We start from the raw sequence: 18,020 nt of genomic DNA, 5'->3' as shown, positions 1-18,020 counted from the left end.
CTAGAATTTCAACAGCGTGGTTGCAAATTTCAACAAGCGGCCTTTTTCCACCGGTTCAGCATTGCCCAAAACATTAGCAGCCATCGACCCCGCCAAATTTCCTAACAGCGACCCTACAGCTAAAGGTAATTCCAACTTAGCACTCAAACTTGCCAGAGCAAAAAACGCATCTCCCGCCCCAATTGTATCCTTAACTGCCAGCGTCATCGCCGGGCTCAAATCTTCTTCTCCCTTAGCATTTATTCCCAACGAACCAGACGATCCCAAAGTCAGCCAACCTTGCTGAGCGCCTAGAAGTTCGTGCAAGCGCTTCAACAGATAAGAATGGTCTCCGTGACGGCTGGAAAAAGCAAGGCGGAGTTCTTGTAAGTCCAAACAAAACGTATCCGTTCGCTGGTATTTAGTAATTAAATTGTAACCATGATTGGCACTATTAGTTTGACAGTTCAAAGCTAAAAATCGAGCTTTATTTTGCACCAATTCCATCAGCGCCGGATCTAACAATCCGTGACCGTAATCCGCTACTACAACCAGGTCATAATCCCCAATTGTTTTCTGCAAGCGCTCTAACAGTTTTTGCCGCTGAATCGGAGAAGGTTCCTCTTCTTCCAAATAGTTAATCGAAAAAAGTTTTGTGTAATCTTCTCTCATTCCTTGCCGCTCGATATAACGGCGTTTGACTACAGTTGGCGAACCGTCTTCATATTGCAAATCCAGCCGGATACCGCCATTAATGTTATTCAAAATCAAGCTGTGAATCTCGGGCTCGTTCCCCACAACGCCCGCGACTGTCACCGAGTCTGCAAAACTCGCAATGTGGCGCGCGATGGCTAAAGAACCCCCTAGATGCTGTTCTTTTTTCACAAAGCGCGTCGAAATGACTCTCCCTTTCGATGTCAATCCCTGCACGGTACAGTGATAGAATTCATCAATAATTACATCGCCCACAACTAAAACTTTAAGCTTCTGCATGGCATCAACGCCCTTTCTAATTTCCTCGAAAGGGTATCGCTGGCTTAACTGACTGGCATAGGTTTTTACCTGGGGCGGCAAAACATCCATATAGTTGTTTAGCAGCTTCGTCGAGCTAAAAACAATCTCGCCCGTGTAGGAAATTTCACCGCCGTAAGCTTTAACTCGATCGGCCTCCCGATCGATATTTTGGGTAACATCTTTACTGTGGTCCGAATACTCGTGACCTTTGCAGTAAAAAGCAGGCTGCACTCTATCTATAACCTCTAGCGCTGTAGCCACGGGAGACAACAGCACGTAATCTACGCAACCGAGAGAAGCCAGTGAATAAAGGCGCAAATCATCGGAAAATATCGGTCTTCCCGGACCCCGATTGACGTACTGTGCTGCGGTAATAGAAACTACCAGCAAATCTCCGAGTGCTTTAGCTTCCTGCAAGTGGGCAATGTGACCGGGGTGCAGCAAATCGAACACGCCGTGACAGAGAACTATCTTGTGGTTCTGTTCTCGGAAATTAGCAAGCACCTCTTTACAGGTTTCAAAATCAAGATATTTTTCGGTATTTTTTGTCAGCATCTTTGAAATAAGTTGTACAATTTTCAATTTTGACCGTCTTCTTGCCTACCCGCGCTATACTGCCCTTGCGGGGGGCTTTTCGGCAGTTAGTTATTTTAAACAGAAGACTCCTCGCTTAATCCTACTGTTCCCACCACCTGCACCTACATTCACCCTACCCGAGTTTTAACGGTAACGACACGCCTCATTAATTCTTTCCATTCCGGTGACTTGCTCAGGGAATTGGTATCGAAGTATGCGCCATTTTCTAATGCAAACTTACCAAAAGTTTCTAACCAGTTTACAACTGTTTCTGTTGAAGAAAAAGGCGTACAATTCAAAGATTTTTGTAGAGATTGAGACATCCCAGGCAGATCGCCATTGTTATAAGCATACCAGGCTTCCCATACTAGGACACCGTACTGTACAGGCTTATTTTCCTCTGCATTTTTGACAGCACTTTCCTGAAAACGCCATTTTTCTAATTCCCCCGCAGTTTTGTGGAGTTGCAACTGTGACTGTTCTAATTCTTGCCTAGTCGAGTGCAGTTGCGACTGTGACTGTTCCAATTCTTGCCGCGTCGAGTGCAGTTGCGACTGTGACTGTTCTAATTCTTGCCTAGTTTGATCGTGTTCGGATTGGGATAGTTCCAATTCTTGCCTAGTTTGATGATGTTCGGCTTGGGATAGTTCCAATTCTTGCCTAGTTCGATCGTGTTCGGATTGGGATAGTTCCAATTCTTGCCTAGTTTGATGATGTTCGGCTTGGGATAGTTCCCATTCTCCCTGAATTTGATGTATTTGAATTTGGGTTGATTCCAACTCTTCCTGAATTTGATGCAGTTGAATTTGTGTTGATTCCCAATCTTCCTGAGCTTGATACATTTGTGACTCAAATCGATCGCACTCTTCCTGAGTTTGATAGAGTTGAGCTTGGGTTAATTCCAACTCTCCCTGAGCTTTGTGCAGTTGTGACTGGGATATTTCCAACTCGCTTTGAGTCTGATGCAGTTGGGGATGGAGTTTTTCCAACTCTTCCTGAGCTTGATGTAGTTGCGCCTGAAATCGATCGCACTCTTCCTGAGTTTGATAACTTTGAGCTTGGGCCAGTTCCAATTCTCCCTGAACAGGATAAATTTGACCTTGAATTACTTCCAACTCTTGCTGAGTTTGATTCAGTTCTGTCAGAGATTGCTCTAACTCTGCCTGAGTTTGATATAGTTGCGACTGTGACTGCGCCAACTCTCTTTGACTCTGATGCAGTTGCGCTTTGCACTGTTCAAACTCTCTCCGCTGTTCGTAGGTCATATTGTAATATAAATCAGTTGCTTCTACGTTTAAATTAAGATTAAAGTCGCTTGAAACCTTGGATAATTCTATTATTGCAATTGAATTTGCCTGTGACAAAGGCCATCCGTATTCGCTCTCGCTAAGTTCTCGAACATCTACTTCTTTCCAAAGCATATAATGCTTCTCGTCGGCTGTTTCTCTATCTATTAGCTTTAAATAGTTTGCCGATATAGCATCTTTCGGCATCCCATATTTTTTCCATAAAACCTCTAAATACTCTTTGCTAAACTGAATGTACCATTCTGCATCTGTAAGCTTGCCAAAAGGAACGGTAATCAAGGCTTTTCCATTAATAGCGAGCAGGTCGTATATTTTGGCTATCGCCTTCAGCGGAGCTTCCAAATCCCGGGACTCTGTTTGTTCGCCGTAGCCTCCCGAAGGATCGTCGCCTTGCCCTACGTGTTCTACACTAGAAATTGATACTATGGCGTCATATTTTTCTCTTGATTGCAGGCTCATCAAGTCTTCGTTTTCTACACCGAGATCGACTTCAAATTTATCTATAATTCGTCTCGATCTGATCCCCAGATTTTCGCTCAATGAATTTTCATAGTGGGAGAGTACGTTGCCCACTTCTAGGATTTTTTGAGGATTTTCCAGATTGGCAATAAAATCAAATGCAATAGAAATTTCTACAGCTCTTTCGGTAGGATTATTAAATTTTATCCGATTGTAATATAGCTCTTTACCTTTAAAAGTAAAGGTTCTTGTCCACTTACTCATTTTTTCCTCAAAAAGCAAATTCTCAAGTTGTCCGGCGCAGCTAACGCTGAACATAGGGACTTCTCGGCGGGACTATCAAATTTAACGTTCAACCAGCCATTATAGTTCCCGATGGCACCACAACTTATAAAATTTAGCTGTCTTAACTTGTCCTAGATACAGTAACGGTATATAAACATCTGCTCGGCTTTCGTTAGCTTCCTATTGGCTTTGGACTTCGACGTGGATTGCGTGCGAGCGAAGTGCGCGCCAAAATTCACTCATTCCCACACCTTCCAAGGAGCCTCTCCATTATCCCAAAGTTCGTTCAAATATTTATACTCGCGGTAAGTATCCATCGCAAAAAAGAAACCCTCGTGGCGGTAAGCCATCAATTGCCCTTCCGCCGCTAACCGCTCCAGCGGCTCTCGCTCCAAAAAACAATCATCCCCGTTCAAATCTTCAAATATGCTGCGGTGAAGTACCAAAAACCCTGCACTTGCCCAGCCATCTATTTGAGGTTTTTCGGTAAATTCTAGAACTTTGCCTTGTTTGTCCACATCTAAAATACCATATCGAGATATGGGACGCACTGTACTAACAGTTGCCAGCTTACCATGAGACTTGTGAAAATCCAGCAGCGCCCCAATATCGATATCAGCCACTCCATCACCGTATGTCACCATAAAGGTATCCTCAGGGATGTATTTCTCCACACGTTTCACGCGCCCGCCAGTCATGGTGTCGGGGCCAGTTTCCGCCAGTGTCACCTTAAAATCTTGCTCGTGGTGTGCCTCGTGATAGGTGATCTGGTTTTGGCGACCCAAGCAAATAGTAAAATCATTATTCATCGCTTCATAATTCAGGAAATATTCCTTAATCATGTTGCCGCGATAGCCCAAACACACAATAAAGTTCCGAAAACCGTAGTGGGCATAGGTCTTCATAATATGCCAAATAATCGGTCGCCCGCCCACATCAACTAAGGGCTTAGGACGGAATTCTGTTTCTTCTCTCAGACGAGTACCCAAACCGCCGGCCAGTATAACTACTTGCATTTTTTCACAGTTTTAAACGTCATCAACTACTCTCTAGTTACAATGGAATCCTGAGATTTTAGTGTCTGGCCAAGGAATAGCTACCCGCTACGCCACTTAAAGATAATCAGTTCCTCAGCCTGTTTAAATTCTATATCAAACAAATCAAAAACTACTTCCCTACCTAAAAGCATCTCCTCACAGTTATCCGTTTGCGCCCAAGCTACAGGAGCCATAAAAGTATGACCCTCTAACTCGATTTCTACCTCTCGCAACAGGTATTCAATACTACCACCAACACCTTCGGCTTGACTATTAATTTCTCCTCCAGCCTTAGCACAGCCTAAATCCCTCCCTAATTTCTTTGTGATTAAACTGAGCTCAGCACCAGAATCAACAAGTATTTTCACGGTGACTGCGTTCTCAGACTTCATTGTTAACTGATACTTAGGTTGCCAATCGTGAGCTTTTAATGTCCTCATTCTGACAGGATAAAACCGGACAGGCTCTACAAATTCGCTTTCAAATATCCGCTCAATCACATAATCTAAACTTGATAAACTTGGCTCTATCCCCTCCTTCATTTTGTCATAATCCCGATCGCCACTAATTACACCTTCGTTAGTATAAGCGATCCACTGACCCCGATATTTTTTCAACTCGCGGCGATTAGCTTTATACCACTCATTAGCCGTTGCATATTCTGCAGCCATATTTTCACCTCATAACTTTCCCTCAAACCATCCTCGCCTCCACCATCATCCGCACCACATCGGGCATCTTATACTTCGCCTCCCACCCTAACTTTTGCTTTGCCTTACCCGGATTTCCCAACCCAACCGCAATCTCCGTCGGTCTGTAGAGACTCGCATCAGTTACTAAATGTTCCTGCCAATCCAAACCCGCAGAAACAAAAGCGCTCTGCACAAACTCCTCCAAAGGATAACTTACACCCGTAGCAATTACATAATCATCCGGTTCAGACTGTTGCAACATCAAATACATCGCCTCCACATATTCCGGCGCCCAGCCCCAGTCCCGCTGCACCGAAATGTTCCCTAAATGGAGTTTTTCCGCACTGCCTGCAGCAATTCGGCACACAACAGATACAATCTTTTGGGTAACGAACCTCTCCGGCCGCAGCGGCGACTCGTGATTGAACAGAATACCAGAACACGCAAACAAATTGTAAGCTTCCCGATAATTTGCTACTTCCCAAAATGCCGTTGCTTTCGCCACTGCGTAAGGACTTCTCGGGCGAAAGGGCGTGTTTTCATCCGCTGCACAGCCTCCGGTATCCCCAAAACATTCGCTGGAACTGGCATTGTAAAGTTTAATTTTTCCGCCTGTAAACCTAATGGCTTCTAACAGATTTAATGTGCCTGTGGCAATGCTTTCGAGAGTTTCTACGGGTTGTTCAAAAGACAGGCCGACGGAACTTTGACCGGCTAGATTGTACACTTCGTCAGGTGCAATTTTTGTCAATATTTGCAAGACGCTGCGAAAATCGTTGAGAGACATGGATTCTAGTTTTACTCTGTCCCGGATGCCCAAACGGGCTAGGTTTCCGAAACTCGACATTTGGGCGTCTCTGGAAGTGCCGCAAACTTCATAACCTTTATCCAGAAGTAGTTTAGCTAAATAAGCTCCGTCCTGACCTGATATACCACAAATTAACGCTTTTTTCATATAATTTTTTTTTCAAAACTACCGTAGCTGTTGCTATTTTTCCAGAAGACCAGGCGGTTGAAACCGCTTCTATACAGACATGCGCCCACCTCCGTGGGTTGAAGACGTGGCACTTACGATTGGGTGATTCTTCAGTCGGCGTCCGGCGGACATCGTTTGACTTTCTGGCGGTTTCAACCGCCGTCTGCATCTACAAACAAATTTCAGGACTTACGCCGGGGACTAAAGAAACCGGGTTTTTTATCGATATTAAGGGTTTGAACCAAATATTTGGGTGAAAAAACCCGGTTTCTGGCTACCCGTGCGTGCGATCGCGAAATCTCGCTTATAGCCGAGACCATATCCCCCTAAACCCCCCTGATAGTCGGGGGACTTTGAGTAGACTCCTGTCCCCCCTTTTTAAGGGGGGCGCCGGGGGGATCTGGGCTATGGTCAACTGAAAGCCAGACACCATACAAAAATTCAACTGTAGGGTGTGGATCCCTCAGATCGCCTCAAATAGTGCCGAAAAATCCCATAGAGACGCACCTTAAACTGTAGGGTGCGCCGCCATCAATATCTTCTTGTGGCAAAAATCCTGAAAGCGACACACCCTACAATAAGTAGTTGTACTTGAGCACCTTAAACTGTTGGGTGCGCCGCCATCAATATCTTCTTGTGGCAAAAATCCTGAAAGCGACACACCCTACAATAAGTAGTTGTACTTCAGTCCGCTTTTGGGCCGACTGAAGTTTGACGCTTGCGCGGTTTCAACCTTACGTCGGATCTAGGCTTCCCACCGTTGGGCGACCAATTCAGCCAAGTCAACTACCCGTTGACTGTAGCCCCACTCATTGTCGTACCAAGCCAACACCTTCACCATGTCGCCGTCCATCACCAGTGTCAAGCTGGAATCCAGAATCGAAGAAGCATCACTTCCGCGATAGTCGCAAGAAACAAGAGGCAAATCGTTGTACTCCAAAATCCCCTTCATCGAGCCTTCAGCAGCTTCTTTAAACACTTGATTTACTTGCTCAGTAAAAGTCTTTTTCTCTACCTGAGCCACAAAATCAACTACCGACACATTGGGAGTCGGCACGCGCATGGCAATACCATTTAACTTACCCTTTAATTCTGGAATCACCAAAGCCACAGCTTGAGCGGCACCAGTTGAAGTGGGCACAATATTCATCGCCGCCGCCCGCGCCCGCCGCAAGTCACGGTGGCTAGCATCCAGCAAGCGCTGGTCGCCAGTATAGCTGTGGGTAGTGGTCATCATGCCTTTGACGATGCCAAAATTTTCGTGAAGCACTTTCAGTACAGGAGCCAGACAGTTAGTTGTACAGCTAGCATTGCTGATGACAGTGTAGTCACTGTGCTTGTAGTTGTGGTGGTTGACTCCCATCACATAGGTGCCGACTTCTGGACCTTTACCAGGAGCGGTAATTAGCACTTTTTTAGCACCGGCAGTGATATGCTTCGATGCACCAGCTTGGTCAATAAAGACGCCGGTTGATTCAATAATCAGATCGACACCCCAATCCTTCCAAGGTAAGTTTAGGGGATTGCGATCGCTCACGCATTTAACTGTCTTGCCGTTGAGAGTAATGGAATTTTCATCTGCACTGATGTCCACGCCCTTCAACGTTCCCATCATGGAATCGTATCTCAGCAAGTGAGCATTACTTCTGGGATCGGAAGTGTCATTAATAGCTACCAACTCTAACTGGCTGTTTTCACGGCCCAGCCAGCAGCGCGCAAAACTGCGCCCAATACGCCCAAAACCATTGATCGCGACTCGAATCACCTTAGTACCTCCTAACGATGGCAGCCCTTAGCTCAGGCTGAAATTTTGACAAAATTTAAGAATTGACTTATGAGACAAGATCATATCGCAAAGGCTGATCCTTTCTAACTTTTCGTCTGTATCGAAAAAATCTGAAATTTTTTATAAGGTAGAAATCGCTTGGCTCAAGGTCTTCGGCTCTCAGGCGCTGGTTGCTGGTAAAGCTGATGGGCCGCAATATAAGTTCGGACAGATTCCGGGACTAAGTAGCCCAGATCGCGACTTTCGGCCGAGCAGCGGCGGATGTGGCTCGACGAAATCTCGATCGCGCCCATGGACAGCACCTCCCAACAAATTTCCACATCTAGCAGAGCCATCTGTTCGGCAACTTTACAGCAAACAGCATTTGTCTCAACCTGCATCCTGTCGCCGACATCAATGGACACATCCTGAGGGCGATCGCCCCACTCGGAGGCTGCCCCTATGTCCCCGCTTTCTGCTGTCTGCACATCTCCCTGACTCGGACGCGGGCCCACCAACCAGTGGCACAACCGGCCTATTTCGGCCGAGCGGTGCCATTTGGGCAGAGTTTGGAGTGCGTCGCTGCCAATAATCCAGTGCAGCCGATCGCCCGGATACATTTTTTGCAAATACAGCAAAGTATCGATCGCAAAAGAACTGCCGGAGGGATTTGCCTCCGGCGGCGCCAGTAGGAAGTCGGGACGATCGGCGATCGCCAGAGCGAGCATGGAGCGCCGCTGCTCAAAACTTGCCAAATCCGGGCGCCACTTGTGAGGAGGAGCGCGATCGGGCACCCAAATCACTCGATCGAGATTAAATTGACTCGCAGCCGTTTCTGCTACCAACAAGTGACCCCTGTGCACCGGGTCAAAAGTCCCCCCAAAAATCGCTATTTTCCCCATATTTCCCAAAAATCAGGAGTAATACAGACATCGCCCCAATTTCATGTTTGTACGCTTTTACCAGTCAGATCGATCGCTTTTCCACTGTTGCGATTCAATATATATTTTGTATATAGCTATTCTCAAATAGGTGAAGTATGACTGTGATTGAAATTGTTGGCTTATACCTTAATGTAATGTATAACATACGGTAAGAGGGCCCAAGCCCAACAAGATACCTTGGTGAAGTGAGAGGATGTATAAAGATAAGTGAGAAAGCACGGTAGTGGCGATCGAGTCAATCTCTGACTTTCGGGAAAAAATGACCGTACCAGCAGATAAATGAGTAGAAAATGAGCGAACTTTTGTCAGACGTGGTAGTGTTTGTAAATCCTGATGGGTTTTACCCTCAATCTTCGTACAAAGGTTGTGGGGCTTTTGCTGCCGTATCCCAGCACAGGAGGCGGATAGAAATAGAAAGAATGCAGGAGTATGCAACCGCCCAAAATTAGTCTGTTAGTCCAGACCCCAGACCCCATTCTCTCTGACCTGGAATTTTCGAGCTGTGACTGTTCCGGAAAACTACTCGGTACTAAGTCATATAGGATACAAGACAAACATCTCTACAAGTCCCACAAATCTAGGGACGCGCAGAGAATTTTGTACAAAATCTCTAGCGAACTGTATCCTGAAAAAACAATTCTTGATATGATATCGCGTGTTATTGGCGTGGTGTGGTGTGTGAGGAGCGAAGATGCCGAGTTCTGTTGATTTCAGCGGGAGACCATTTCATTTCATCGGCATTGGTGGGATTGGGATGTCAGCCCTTGCCTACATTCTAGCGAAACGCAAGTTGCCCGTGTACGGCTCCGACATTAAATCGAGTCACATAACCGAGCGCTTGCAAGAAATGGGATCTCACATTTTTTGGCGTCAAGATGCCAGCAATTTTGAAGTATTTCAAACGGCCCTCAACGGTAGCCGGGACGATCGCGGGGCAGCCGAAAAAGCCGCATCCTCGGCAGTCGCTGGCGCGGTAGGGACTTCCGTGGCGACAGCCGAAGCTCTCAAATTGAACGGCAAGGGTTCGGGCCCCCAAGCAATTGGGGGATTGCCTCAAGTAGTATGTTCGACGGCAATTCACCCGGCAAATGCCGAATATCGAGCTGCTTTAGATTTGGGCTGTCCGATTTTTCATCGATCGGATGTTTTGGCAGCGTTAATTCAAGATTACCAAAGCATAGCCGTAGCAGGGACTCACGGCAAAACTACTACTAGCAGCTTAATCGGCTTTATGCTGATGGCTGCGGGTCTGGATCCGACGATCGTGGTAGGAGGCGAGGTAAATGCTTGGGAAGGCAATGCCCGTTTAGGGGAAGGCCCCTACTTGGTCGCCGAGGCTGATGAATCCGACGGTTCTCTCGTCAAACTAATAGCCAAAATTGGCATAGTGACGAATGTGGAACTGGATCATCCAGACCATTACGATACCCTCGACCAGGTAATAGACACATTTAAGGTGTTTGCCCAAAACTGTCAAACGTTGGTGGGCTGCACAGACGACCAAATCGTCAAAGACTGCCTTGCGCCGAATGTCAGCTACAGCTTGAATCCAGACAGCGGTGCTGACTACACGGCTTCGGACGTGGAATACGGCGCCTGCTGCACCAAGGCTGGCATTTGGGAGCGAGGAGCTTTCCTGGGGGAAATGGAGTTGAAGTTGCTGGGCAAACACAATCTCAGCAATGCACTAGCTGCGGTAGCAGTGGGTCGATTGTTGGGGTTGGAGTTTTCGGCGATTGCGAAAGCGATTGTCGGTTTTGAAGGAGCTCGCCGCCGTTTTGAAGTGCGGGGTTTTCACAATGACATCCTGTTTGTGGACGACTACGCCCACCATCCCAGCGAAATTCGCGTTACCTTGGCCGCTGCTCGCTTGCGGATCGAAGGTAACGAAAAGAATCCCAAATCAGGAAGAGTGGTTGCCATTTTTCAACCGCACCGTTACAGCCGGACTCTGACATTTTTGTCAGAATTTGCTCAATCTTTTGGGGATGCAGATTTGGTTGTGGCTTGCGATATTTATAGTGCTGGGGAACCGAATTTAGGAGAGATTACCGGGCAGCAGGTTGCTGATTTGATTGCTAAAGAAGGCCGAGAGGTTGAGTTTTGCCCTTCCCTAGAATCGGTCACCAAGTTTTTAGCCGAAAATCTGCAACCGGGGGATTTGGCTCTGTTTTTGGGTGCTGGCAATCTGAATCAGATTATTCCAGAGGTGATGGCTTTTTATCAAGAAGCCGATCGCCCGGATTAGCTTGCGGCCCGCCCCGAGTCGATCGCCCGGATGGCGGTGCAGGTTGTACCGACACTGCTGTCTGGCGACTCGCTCAAAACAGTCGCATAAGTTACGCAAACAGAATTTGCAACCACCTCTTCAAGCGAATGTATTTTTAAGGATTTTCAAGATGGTGACTATATCGAATGACTCCTGTGTGAAGGAAAATCGGCGAGTGTATTCTCCTATTTCTTTGCAGGGAACTGACTGTAAAATTAATTCTCAAGTTTCGTTGGCGGGTCTAACTTCTTTCCGAGTCGGCGGCCCGGCCCAGTGGTACGTCGCTCCCCGCAGTCTGGAGGCTTTGCAAGCGAGTTTTGCCTGGGCGCACCATGAAGGGATACCGGTGACTCTCCTAGGCGCGGGTTCTAATTTGTTGGTGAGCGATCGGGGTTTGTCCGGTTTGGTCGTCGCCACTCGCTACCTCAAACAGGTAAATTTTAATGCAGAAACAGGTCAAGTTACAGCCGGGGCGGGGGAGTCAATCCCCCGCCTCGCTTGGTTGGCGGCTAAACGGGGCTGGAAAGGCCTCGAATGGGCCGTTGGCATACCGGGCACTGTGGGAGGGGCTGTGGTGATGAATGCAGGCGCTCACAGGGGCTGTGCTGCTGATATTCTAGTCAATGCTCGCCTGCTATCCCCTAATGGTAAGGTGGAAATTCTCACACCAGAAGATTTAGGCTATCGTTACCGGACTTCAGTGTTGCAAGGGGGCGATCGACTCGTAACAGAAGCGACTTTCCAGTTGCAGCCGGGATTCGATCGATCGCAAGTAATGGCAGAAACTAATAACAATTTCAGCCAGCGGCGGACGAGTCAACCCTACCACCTGCCTAGCTGCGGCTCAGTTTTCCGCAACCCCAGCCCCAAAGCGGCAGGCTGGTTGATCGAACAAGCAGGACTGAAGGGATATCAGATCGGCGGCGCACAAGTAGCTCAGCGTCATGCTAATTTTATTCTTAACTGCGGGTCAGCAACGGCTAATGATATTTTTCAAGTGATCCGCCACGTTCAACAGCAAGTCGAGCAGCGGTGGTCGCTGTTGTTGGAGCCAGAAGTTAGAATACTGGGAGAGTTCCCCTTCTAAGGCATCATGGAAGTAATGCGGAAACGGCACACTGCCACCCCACACACCATCACAAACGAGTTATGACAAAATCAGGACAAGGATTTGGCTTCGGCCTCGGCAAAATGAAAGAACTGACTGAAGCTTTCAAAAAAGCTCAGCAGGTTCAAGAAGGAGCTAAAAAGCTCCAAGAAGAGTTGGATGTAATGGAAATTGAGGGAACTGCCGGCGGCGGCTTGGTTAAAGTCTTTCTCAGCGGCAACCAAGAACCCCGCCGCGTCGAAATTTCGCCGGATGCGATCGGTGAAGGTGCTGATGTGGTTTCTGAACTCGTCACGGTGGCGATGCTGGATGCCTACACTAAGTCTACGGCAACGATGCGCGAGAAAATGGAAGAACTCACTGGCGGACTGAATCTCCCCGGTTTCTAAGCCACCAGTCATCAGTCATTAGTCATCAGTCATTAGTCATCAGTCATTAGTCATTAGTGATTTATGTTTAACTAAGGGCTTGATAGCTAATGACTGGTGGATTGGTATGAAGCAGGAAACATTGGTAATTGGGAACAACAAAACATCTTTTTTCTTCTTCCTTCCAATGACCGATGACCGATGACCGATGACCGATGACCGATGACCGATGACCGATGACCTGTTTGACCAATTATCAATTAAATGTCTTATAAATTATTGTTTGTCTGCCTCGGAAATATCTGCCGATCGCCCTCAGCCGAAAATATTATGAATCACTTAATCAAAAAAGCTGGTTTGAGCGATCGCATCACCTGCGACTCAGCGGGAACTGGCGGCTATCACATTGGCAGCCCCCCTGACAGCCGGATGACATTGGCCGCGAGGAAGCGCAAGATAGAATTGTTAGGCGAAGCCCGCCAATTTAACAGGAAAGATTTTGAAAATTTTGATTTGATTTTGGCGATGGATCGCGACAATTATCGCAGTATTCTTGCTGTTGATACTGCGGGAAAATATAAAGATAAAGTGCGCTTGATGTGCGATTTTTGCCAGAAATACGACCTTAAAGAAGTGCCCGATCCTTACTACGGCGGCCCGGAGGGATTCGATCGAGTAATTGATTTGCTGCTGGACGCTTCGGGGGGTTTGTTGGAATACGTTATCAGTCAGGAACAGTTCCAAGTAGGTGGCGACGAGCAATCAATTTAAAAAAAGAGGCTTTTTTCGCCGGGTTATTACCAATATTGTAGGCGGGAGAACGCTAATAAAACTCGTAACTAGGGAGATTGCAGTTTTTCCCCCTCCCCCTCCCAAAATAATACTTGGCGATAAACAAAAAGTTAAACTTGTCAACACAAAATTGGGAGAATTGATACTTAAAGCAGCAATTGGTAGCAAAATAGAAGAATACCAAGGCATTAGCCAAGGTGTAGCAAACAAAAACAAAGTTAGAGTCGTCCATCCAATATCTGATACTAAATTAATTTCCGAATCATTTTTGCGAAAGTACGATCTAATTAACGTCCCTGTGTAGAAGCCAATCCAACTTAAATATGTCAATTGTTTGAGCAATGAAAGAAAATTTGTGCGGGTTTCAAAGGTGACATTTGGCAATAAAGTCAAACATATATTAATCATGTGGTGAAACGATCGAGCTGTAGCCCCCGACACTCCCGGATTTAACAAACTTCCCCAAGCTGAAACTGTTGGTAAAAATGTCGAAGTTATTACCGCGATAATTAATATAGAAAGTAATGCTGATGCCGCTAGATCTTTCCACCGACGCTGCTTGCAGAGGAAAGCAACAACTAAGGGCAGCCAAATAATAGGTAATGTTTTTACTAGAAAACCTACCCAAATTGCTAAAATTGCAAAAACATAACGTTGGTAATAAATACATCCTATTAAAACAATCAATGTATTGGCAACTAAAACATCAAGGTGAGCATTAGCTATCTGCTCGTTTAACAACATTGGATTGATTAAATAAGCCATTGTTATGAAGTTACGGGTTTCAGAATTTGTTAGCAACCGCCAAATCAAGTAAGCATTGAGTGTATGTACCAACACGCAGATTATTTTAAAAATATAAACTCCTAGTAAAGGGCTAATTGGTAGAGCAAGTGCTGATACCGAAAAAAAGAATAGAGAAACTGGGCCGTAGGTAGAAGTTTGCAACCAGTGAAGAAAGGGAGATATAGCTGAGACAAAGCTATTGGATGTATTAAGATAAGGATTGATTTTATTTAAGGTCATCGCTCCGTAATGCAAGTACATATAAATGTCATTACTTTGGGGATAAGCTATGAGGGCAAGGGCCAGAAAGGGGATTGCATACTTTAAAATTTCTAAAAAGCTGGAACCAATCTGCTTTTTTTTGATTAGCCAGATAATATATGTAACTGTTGCTATCAAATAGGAACCGTTAATTATAATTCTGATCGCACTCAAACCGCCGGTAGGGAAATCGTTATAGTTTTCTCCACCCTGTAAAACGCTGTAAAACTTGGTGATTCCCATTGATGCCATGGAAATAGAGAAAATTATGGAAGCTACTAAGGCGACAACATATAGAATTTTCTCATTTTTAAAGTAATTTTTGAGCGTGCTGTTATTCATATTTGTGGGATAAGTGTAGGTAATTTTAGTGCCAAAAGTGGTTGGCGGTTATCTGACTAAATGGTGTTCCATGGCAAAGCGCACAAGTTCTGCCCGGTTGTTGCTTTCAGTTTTTCTGAACAAGCTGCTGACGTGCTTTTCGATGGTGCGATGACTGAGGTGGAGCCGATCGCCGATTTGAACATTAGAAAGACCTTCTGTCACCAAATCTAGAACTTCCTGCTCTCGTTGCGTCAAATTCGGAGTATTTCGGCTGCCAGATGCACGCACGGCGTAGCTATCCCGTAAGGAATCGGTCGTTTCTGGCTTTTGAGTTAAAAAATCCGCTTCAGGCTGGTCATTGGCGATGAAACCTGCCTCTGTTGGGATAGGTTCGGGTTCGGGGGTGCGAGACGGTGCCTGAGCAATTAGAGCGTAGCGATCGAGCAAAGAGCGAATTACTGCACCCAATTCCGGGAGGTCAAAAGGCTTAGCCAGAAAATTATCGCACCCCATCTGATAGCCGCGAATCCGTTCCTGGGTGCTGGTGCGTTCCGTCAAAAAAATCACCGGTAGCAAGCGGAAAGCGGGACGAGTCCGAACTCGGCGCACGAATTCGTAGCCATCCATCTCGGGCATTGTAATGTCGGTAACAATCAAGTGCGGCTGAAATTCCTCTACCAAGCCTAAAGCTTCTTTGCCGTTCTCAGCAGCGATTACAGAGTATCCGGCAATTTCCAGATAATCGGTAATCGACAAGCGCGTCGCGAAATCGTCGTCAGCAACCAGAATCGTCAAGGGCATGGGCGGACATTAAAAATTAAACATGAAAAATTAAAAGTGAAATTAATCACTTTTAATTTTTAATTCTACTGTTTAATTCTCTTTTTGACACTCCCCGGTCTGAAGACGCGGGGATTCTTAAGGACAAACATTGGAGGATGAATCCGTCCAAAATTTAACTCTTAAAGGGTAAGTCAGATACCCACTACCCACTCGCTCATGGCTGAGTCTATGGCTACTTTTTTGCCTAACGGCTTGCAACTGTCGGGTTTTTCACCAACTAAGTTTCAACAAATTTATCAAACCAAAATCAGTTTGTCAAGATGGGGCAGGCAGGATAAATCCTGCAACGCCCTTTCATCCCTGGACTAAAGTCGCAGGGTTTTCAGGGTATTTCTTATAACTTGCGGTTAAAGTAGCAGGCTGCGCTAATTTTCCCTCCAAAGCTACGCCCCGCCCGTTTGCGGCCAAATGCCGCAGAGTTTTGTAAATTGCCTCAATTTGCTCTGGCCTTCCTGCTTTTTTTGCTATCTCTGATACAGACAGAGGTGCTTGAGCGTCTTTGAGCACTTGCAGCACCAGTTGCTGCAAATCCAACACAGCAGCGGCCGCTTTTTTGCCAGCTTCGACTCCTGGTTGGTGATAGGCATTGACATTCACCAAGGAACCGTAAAAACCTACGGCTCTTTCGTAGAGGGCGATTAATGCTCCTACTGTCCGAGGGTTGACTTTTGTAATTGTGACAGTGATTGAATCTCGGTGATTTTCGTACAAAGCTTGTCGAGTTCCCTGCAACAAACCAGATAAATAATCTCCCGAGGTGACGCCCGGTTCTACTTCAGGAGAAATTCCTTGTCTGTCTTCCAAAACTTCGATAAATGTTAGGAAGAAATTCGGCACGCCTTCTCGCAGTTGCTGGACGTAGGCGTGTTGGTCGGTGCTGCCTTTGTTGCCGTAGACTGATATTCCTTGATAAACTGTGTTGCCGTCTAAATCTTTTTCTTTGCCTAGAGATTCCATGACTAACTGCTGCAAATAGCGGCTGAACAATAGCAGAGAATCTTTGTAAGGCAAAACTACCATGTCTTTCTCGCCGCGTCCGTTGCAGGCAAAATACCAGGACATGGCTAAAAGGGCGGCGGGATTGTTTTTAATGTCGGGAATTCTGGTAGCTTCGTCCATGACTTTAGCGCCGTCGAGCATTTCCCGAATGTCGATGCCTTGCAAGGCTGCTGGCAAAAGTCCTACGGCTGAGAGTTCCGAAGTGCGTCCTCCCACCCAGTCTGACATGGGGAAGCTGGCAATCCAGCCTTCGGATTTGGCTAATTTGTCTAGTTGGCTGTCTGTGCCGGTGATGGCAACTGCGTGTTTGGCGAAGTCGAGTTTTTGGGCTGCGAAGGCTTTTTGAACTTCGAGCATGCCGTTGCGAGGCTCGGGGGTGCCGCCGGATTTGGAGATTGTAATTACTAGGGTGCTGGCGAGTTTGTCTTTGATTTTGTTGAGGATGCGATCGATCCCAGCCGGATCTGTGTTGTCGATAAAATGAATTGCTAGGGGCGGAATGTCTGGGGATAAGGCTTCGGCGACGAATTGAGGGCCGAGGGCAGAACCGCCAATGCCGATCGAGATTATGTCGGTAAATTGCGGAGCAAATGGCGGTTTTATATCGCGGCTTTGAACTTTCTTGACAAATTCTTCGACTTGTGATATACCTTCGACTATTTCTTGTTTTAATTCTGGAGTGGGAGCTAAATCGGGGTTTCGCAGCCAGTAGTGGCCCACCATGCGGTTTTCGTCGGGATTGGCGATCGCACCTGCTTCCAAAGCTGTCATATCTTTGAAAGCTTTGTCAAATTTGGGCTTCAGTGCTGCTACCGCATCGTCGTCGAATCCCATCCGGCTGATATCGAGGTAAAGTCCCAATCCAGAGTGATAGTAAAGCCAGTCTTGATAGCGTTGCCAGAGTGCTGCGGCGTCCATAGGAATTCTCTACGATTCTTATAAAGTTCGATCGGGCTAGTCGGGAATCAACCAATTGTAGTTTAACTACTCGCCGGGAATTCCCCTGGCATAACTGTACCCGGTTTGGTGGCCCCATGAAAGGCTCTTAGATTGTAGGTACAGAAATCTCCAAATCTTCTTGACAGTTTTAGGGCAATCTGTATAATCCAGTAAGGAGGTATTAAGATGTTGCACAAGGCTGTCAAAATTCGACTTTATCCAACTCAAGAGCAGCAAATATTGCTATCTCAGCACTTTGGCTGCACCCGCTGGTGGTGGAATTATGCTCTAAATAAG

General features: G+C 46.4%; 16 protein-coding genes. 6 read left to right on the top strand and 10 right to left on the bottom strand.

Features of this window, described 5'->3' with window-relative positions; translation table 11 throughout:
- The 7 genes from JGK39_RS09635 to nadD form a co-directional block, all read right to left on the bottom strand.
- Window positions 1–1,548, bottom strand: coding sequence for a PfkB family carbohydrate kinase (locus tag JGK39_RS09635; RefSeq protein WP_293296264.1), 1,548 nt, complete (start codon window positions 1,546–1,548; stop codon window positions 1–3).
- Window positions 1,549–1,697: 149 nt separating this feature from the next.
- Complete coding sequence (locus JGK39_RS09630; protein WP_293302421.1) at window positions 1,698–3,599, bottom strand: hypothetical protein; 1,902 nt, start codon at window positions 3,597–3,599, stop codon at window positions 1,698–1,700.
- Between the two features lie 260 nt (window positions 3,600–3,859).
- Window positions 3,860–4,636 carry a glucose-1-phosphate cytidylyltransferase gene (rfbF, locus tag JGK39_RS09625; protein ID WP_293296268.1) on the bottom strand — a complete coding sequence of 259 codons (777 nt, stop codon included), beginning with the start codon at window positions 4,634–4,636 and terminating at the stop codon, window positions 3,860–3,862.
- A gap of 80 nt (window positions 4,637–4,716) precedes the next feature.
- Complete coding sequence (locus JGK39_RS09620; RefSeq protein WP_293296270.1) at window positions 4,717–5,328, bottom strand: aspartyl protease family protein; 612 nt, start codon at window positions 5,326–5,328, stop codon at window positions 4,717–4,719.
- 22 nt (window positions 5,329–5,350) lie between these two features.
- Entirely contained in the window at window positions 5,351–6,304 is a 954-nt protein-coding gene (locus JGK39_RS09615; RefSeq protein ID WP_293296271.1) for a GDP-mannose 4,6-dehydratase, read from the bottom strand.
- Window positions 6,305–7,070: 766 nt separating this feature from the next.
- A complete protein-coding gene (locus tag JGK39_RS09610; protein WP_293252338.1) occupies window positions 7,071–8,090 on the bottom strand; it encodes a type I glyceraldehyde-3-phosphate dehydrogenase in 1,020 nt (339 codons plus the stop codon).
- 164 nt (window positions 8,091–8,254) lie between these two features.
- Window positions 8,255–8,992: a nicotinate (nicotinamide) nucleotide adenylyltransferase gene (nadD, locus tag JGK39_RS09605; protein ID WP_293252336.1), complete on the bottom strand. Its 738-nt coding sequence runs from the start codon at window positions 8,990–8,992 to the stop codon at window positions 8,255–8,257.
- 332 nt (window positions 8,993–9,324) lie between these two features.
- Here nadD and JGK39_RS09600 point away from each other — a divergent pair, with 332 nt between their 5' ends.
- The 5 genes from JGK39_RS09600 to JGK39_RS09580 all read left to right on the top strand — a co-directional run bounded on the left by JGK39_RS09600 (window position 9,325) and on the right by JGK39_RS09580 (window position 13,550).
- Window positions 9,325–9,483 carry a hypothetical protein gene (locus JGK39_RS09600; RefSeq protein ID WP_293252334.1) on the top strand — a complete coding sequence of 53 codons (159 nt, stop codon included), beginning with the start codon at window positions 9,325–9,327 and terminating at the stop codon, window positions 9,481–9,483.
- Between the two features lie 242 nt (window positions 9,484–9,725).
- Window positions 9,726–11,282, top strand: coding sequence for a UDP-N-acetylmuramate--L-alanine ligase (murC, locus tag JGK39_RS09595; protein ID WP_293252332.1), 1,557 nt, complete (start codon window positions 9,726–9,728; stop codon window positions 11,280–11,282).
- A 151-nt stretch (window positions 11,283–11,433) separates the two neighbouring features.
- A complete protein-coding gene (murB, locus tag JGK39_RS09590; protein WP_293252330.1) occupies window positions 11,434–12,390 on the top strand; it encodes a UDP-N-acetylmuramate dehydrogenase in 957 nt (318 codons plus the stop codon).
- Window positions 12,391–12,452: 62 nt separating this feature from the next.
- Entirely contained in the window at window positions 12,453–12,800 is a 348-nt protein-coding gene (locus tag JGK39_RS09585) for a YbaB/EbfC family nucleoid-associated protein (protein ID WP_265235045.1), read from the top strand.
- Window positions 12,801–13,043: 243 nt separating this feature from the next.
- Window positions 13,044–13,550, top strand: a complete 507-nt coding sequence (locus JGK39_RS09580; protein WP_293252326.1) for a low molecular weight protein-tyrosine-phosphatase — start codon at window positions 13,044–13,046, stop codon at window positions 13,548–13,550.
- On the opposite strand, the gene JGK39_RS09575 is transcribed toward JGK39_RS09580, so the two are convergent.
- The 3 genes from JGK39_RS09575 to JGK39_RS09565 form a co-directional block, all read right to left on the bottom strand.
- On the bottom strand, window positions 13,542–14,960 hold the full coding sequence (locus JGK39_RS09575; protein ID WP_293252324.1) for a hypothetical protein: 1,419 nt from the start codon (window positions 14,958–14,960) through the stop codon (window positions 13,542–13,544). The two genes, JGK39_RS09580 and JGK39_RS09575, sit on opposite strands and share 9 nt — an antisense overlap.
- A 48-nt stretch (window positions 14,961–15,008) precedes the next feature.
- Window positions 15,009–15,743 (bottom strand): response regulator transcription factor, encoded by a 735-nt coding sequence (locus JGK39_RS09570; RefSeq protein ID WP_293252322.1) that lies wholly within the window; start codon window positions 15,741–15,743, stop codon window positions 15,009–15,011.
- Between the two features lie 336 nt (window positions 15,744–16,079).
- Window positions 16,080–17,702, bottom strand: a complete 1,623-nt coding sequence (locus tag JGK39_RS09565) for a glucose-6-phosphate isomerase (RefSeq protein ID WP_293252320.1) — start codon at window positions 17,700–17,702, stop codon at window positions 16,080–16,082.
- A gap of 207 nt (window positions 17,703–17,909) precedes the next feature.
- Here JGK39_RS09565 and JGK39_RS09560 point away from each other — a divergent pair.
- On the top strand, window positions 17,910–18,020 hold a 111-nt coding region (locus JGK39_RS09560), incomplete at its 3' end, for a helix-turn-helix domain-containing protein (protein ID WP_293252581.1).

This window comes from Microcoleus sp. PH2017_12_PCY_D_A (assembly GCF_020738565.1).
Classification (GTDB): Bacteria; Cyanobacteriota; Cyanobacteriia; order Cyanobacteriales; family Microcoleaceae; genus Microcoleus.
Note: the sequence above shows the minus strand (reverse complement) of the source record. Positions and strands in the feature narration are given on the sequence as shown.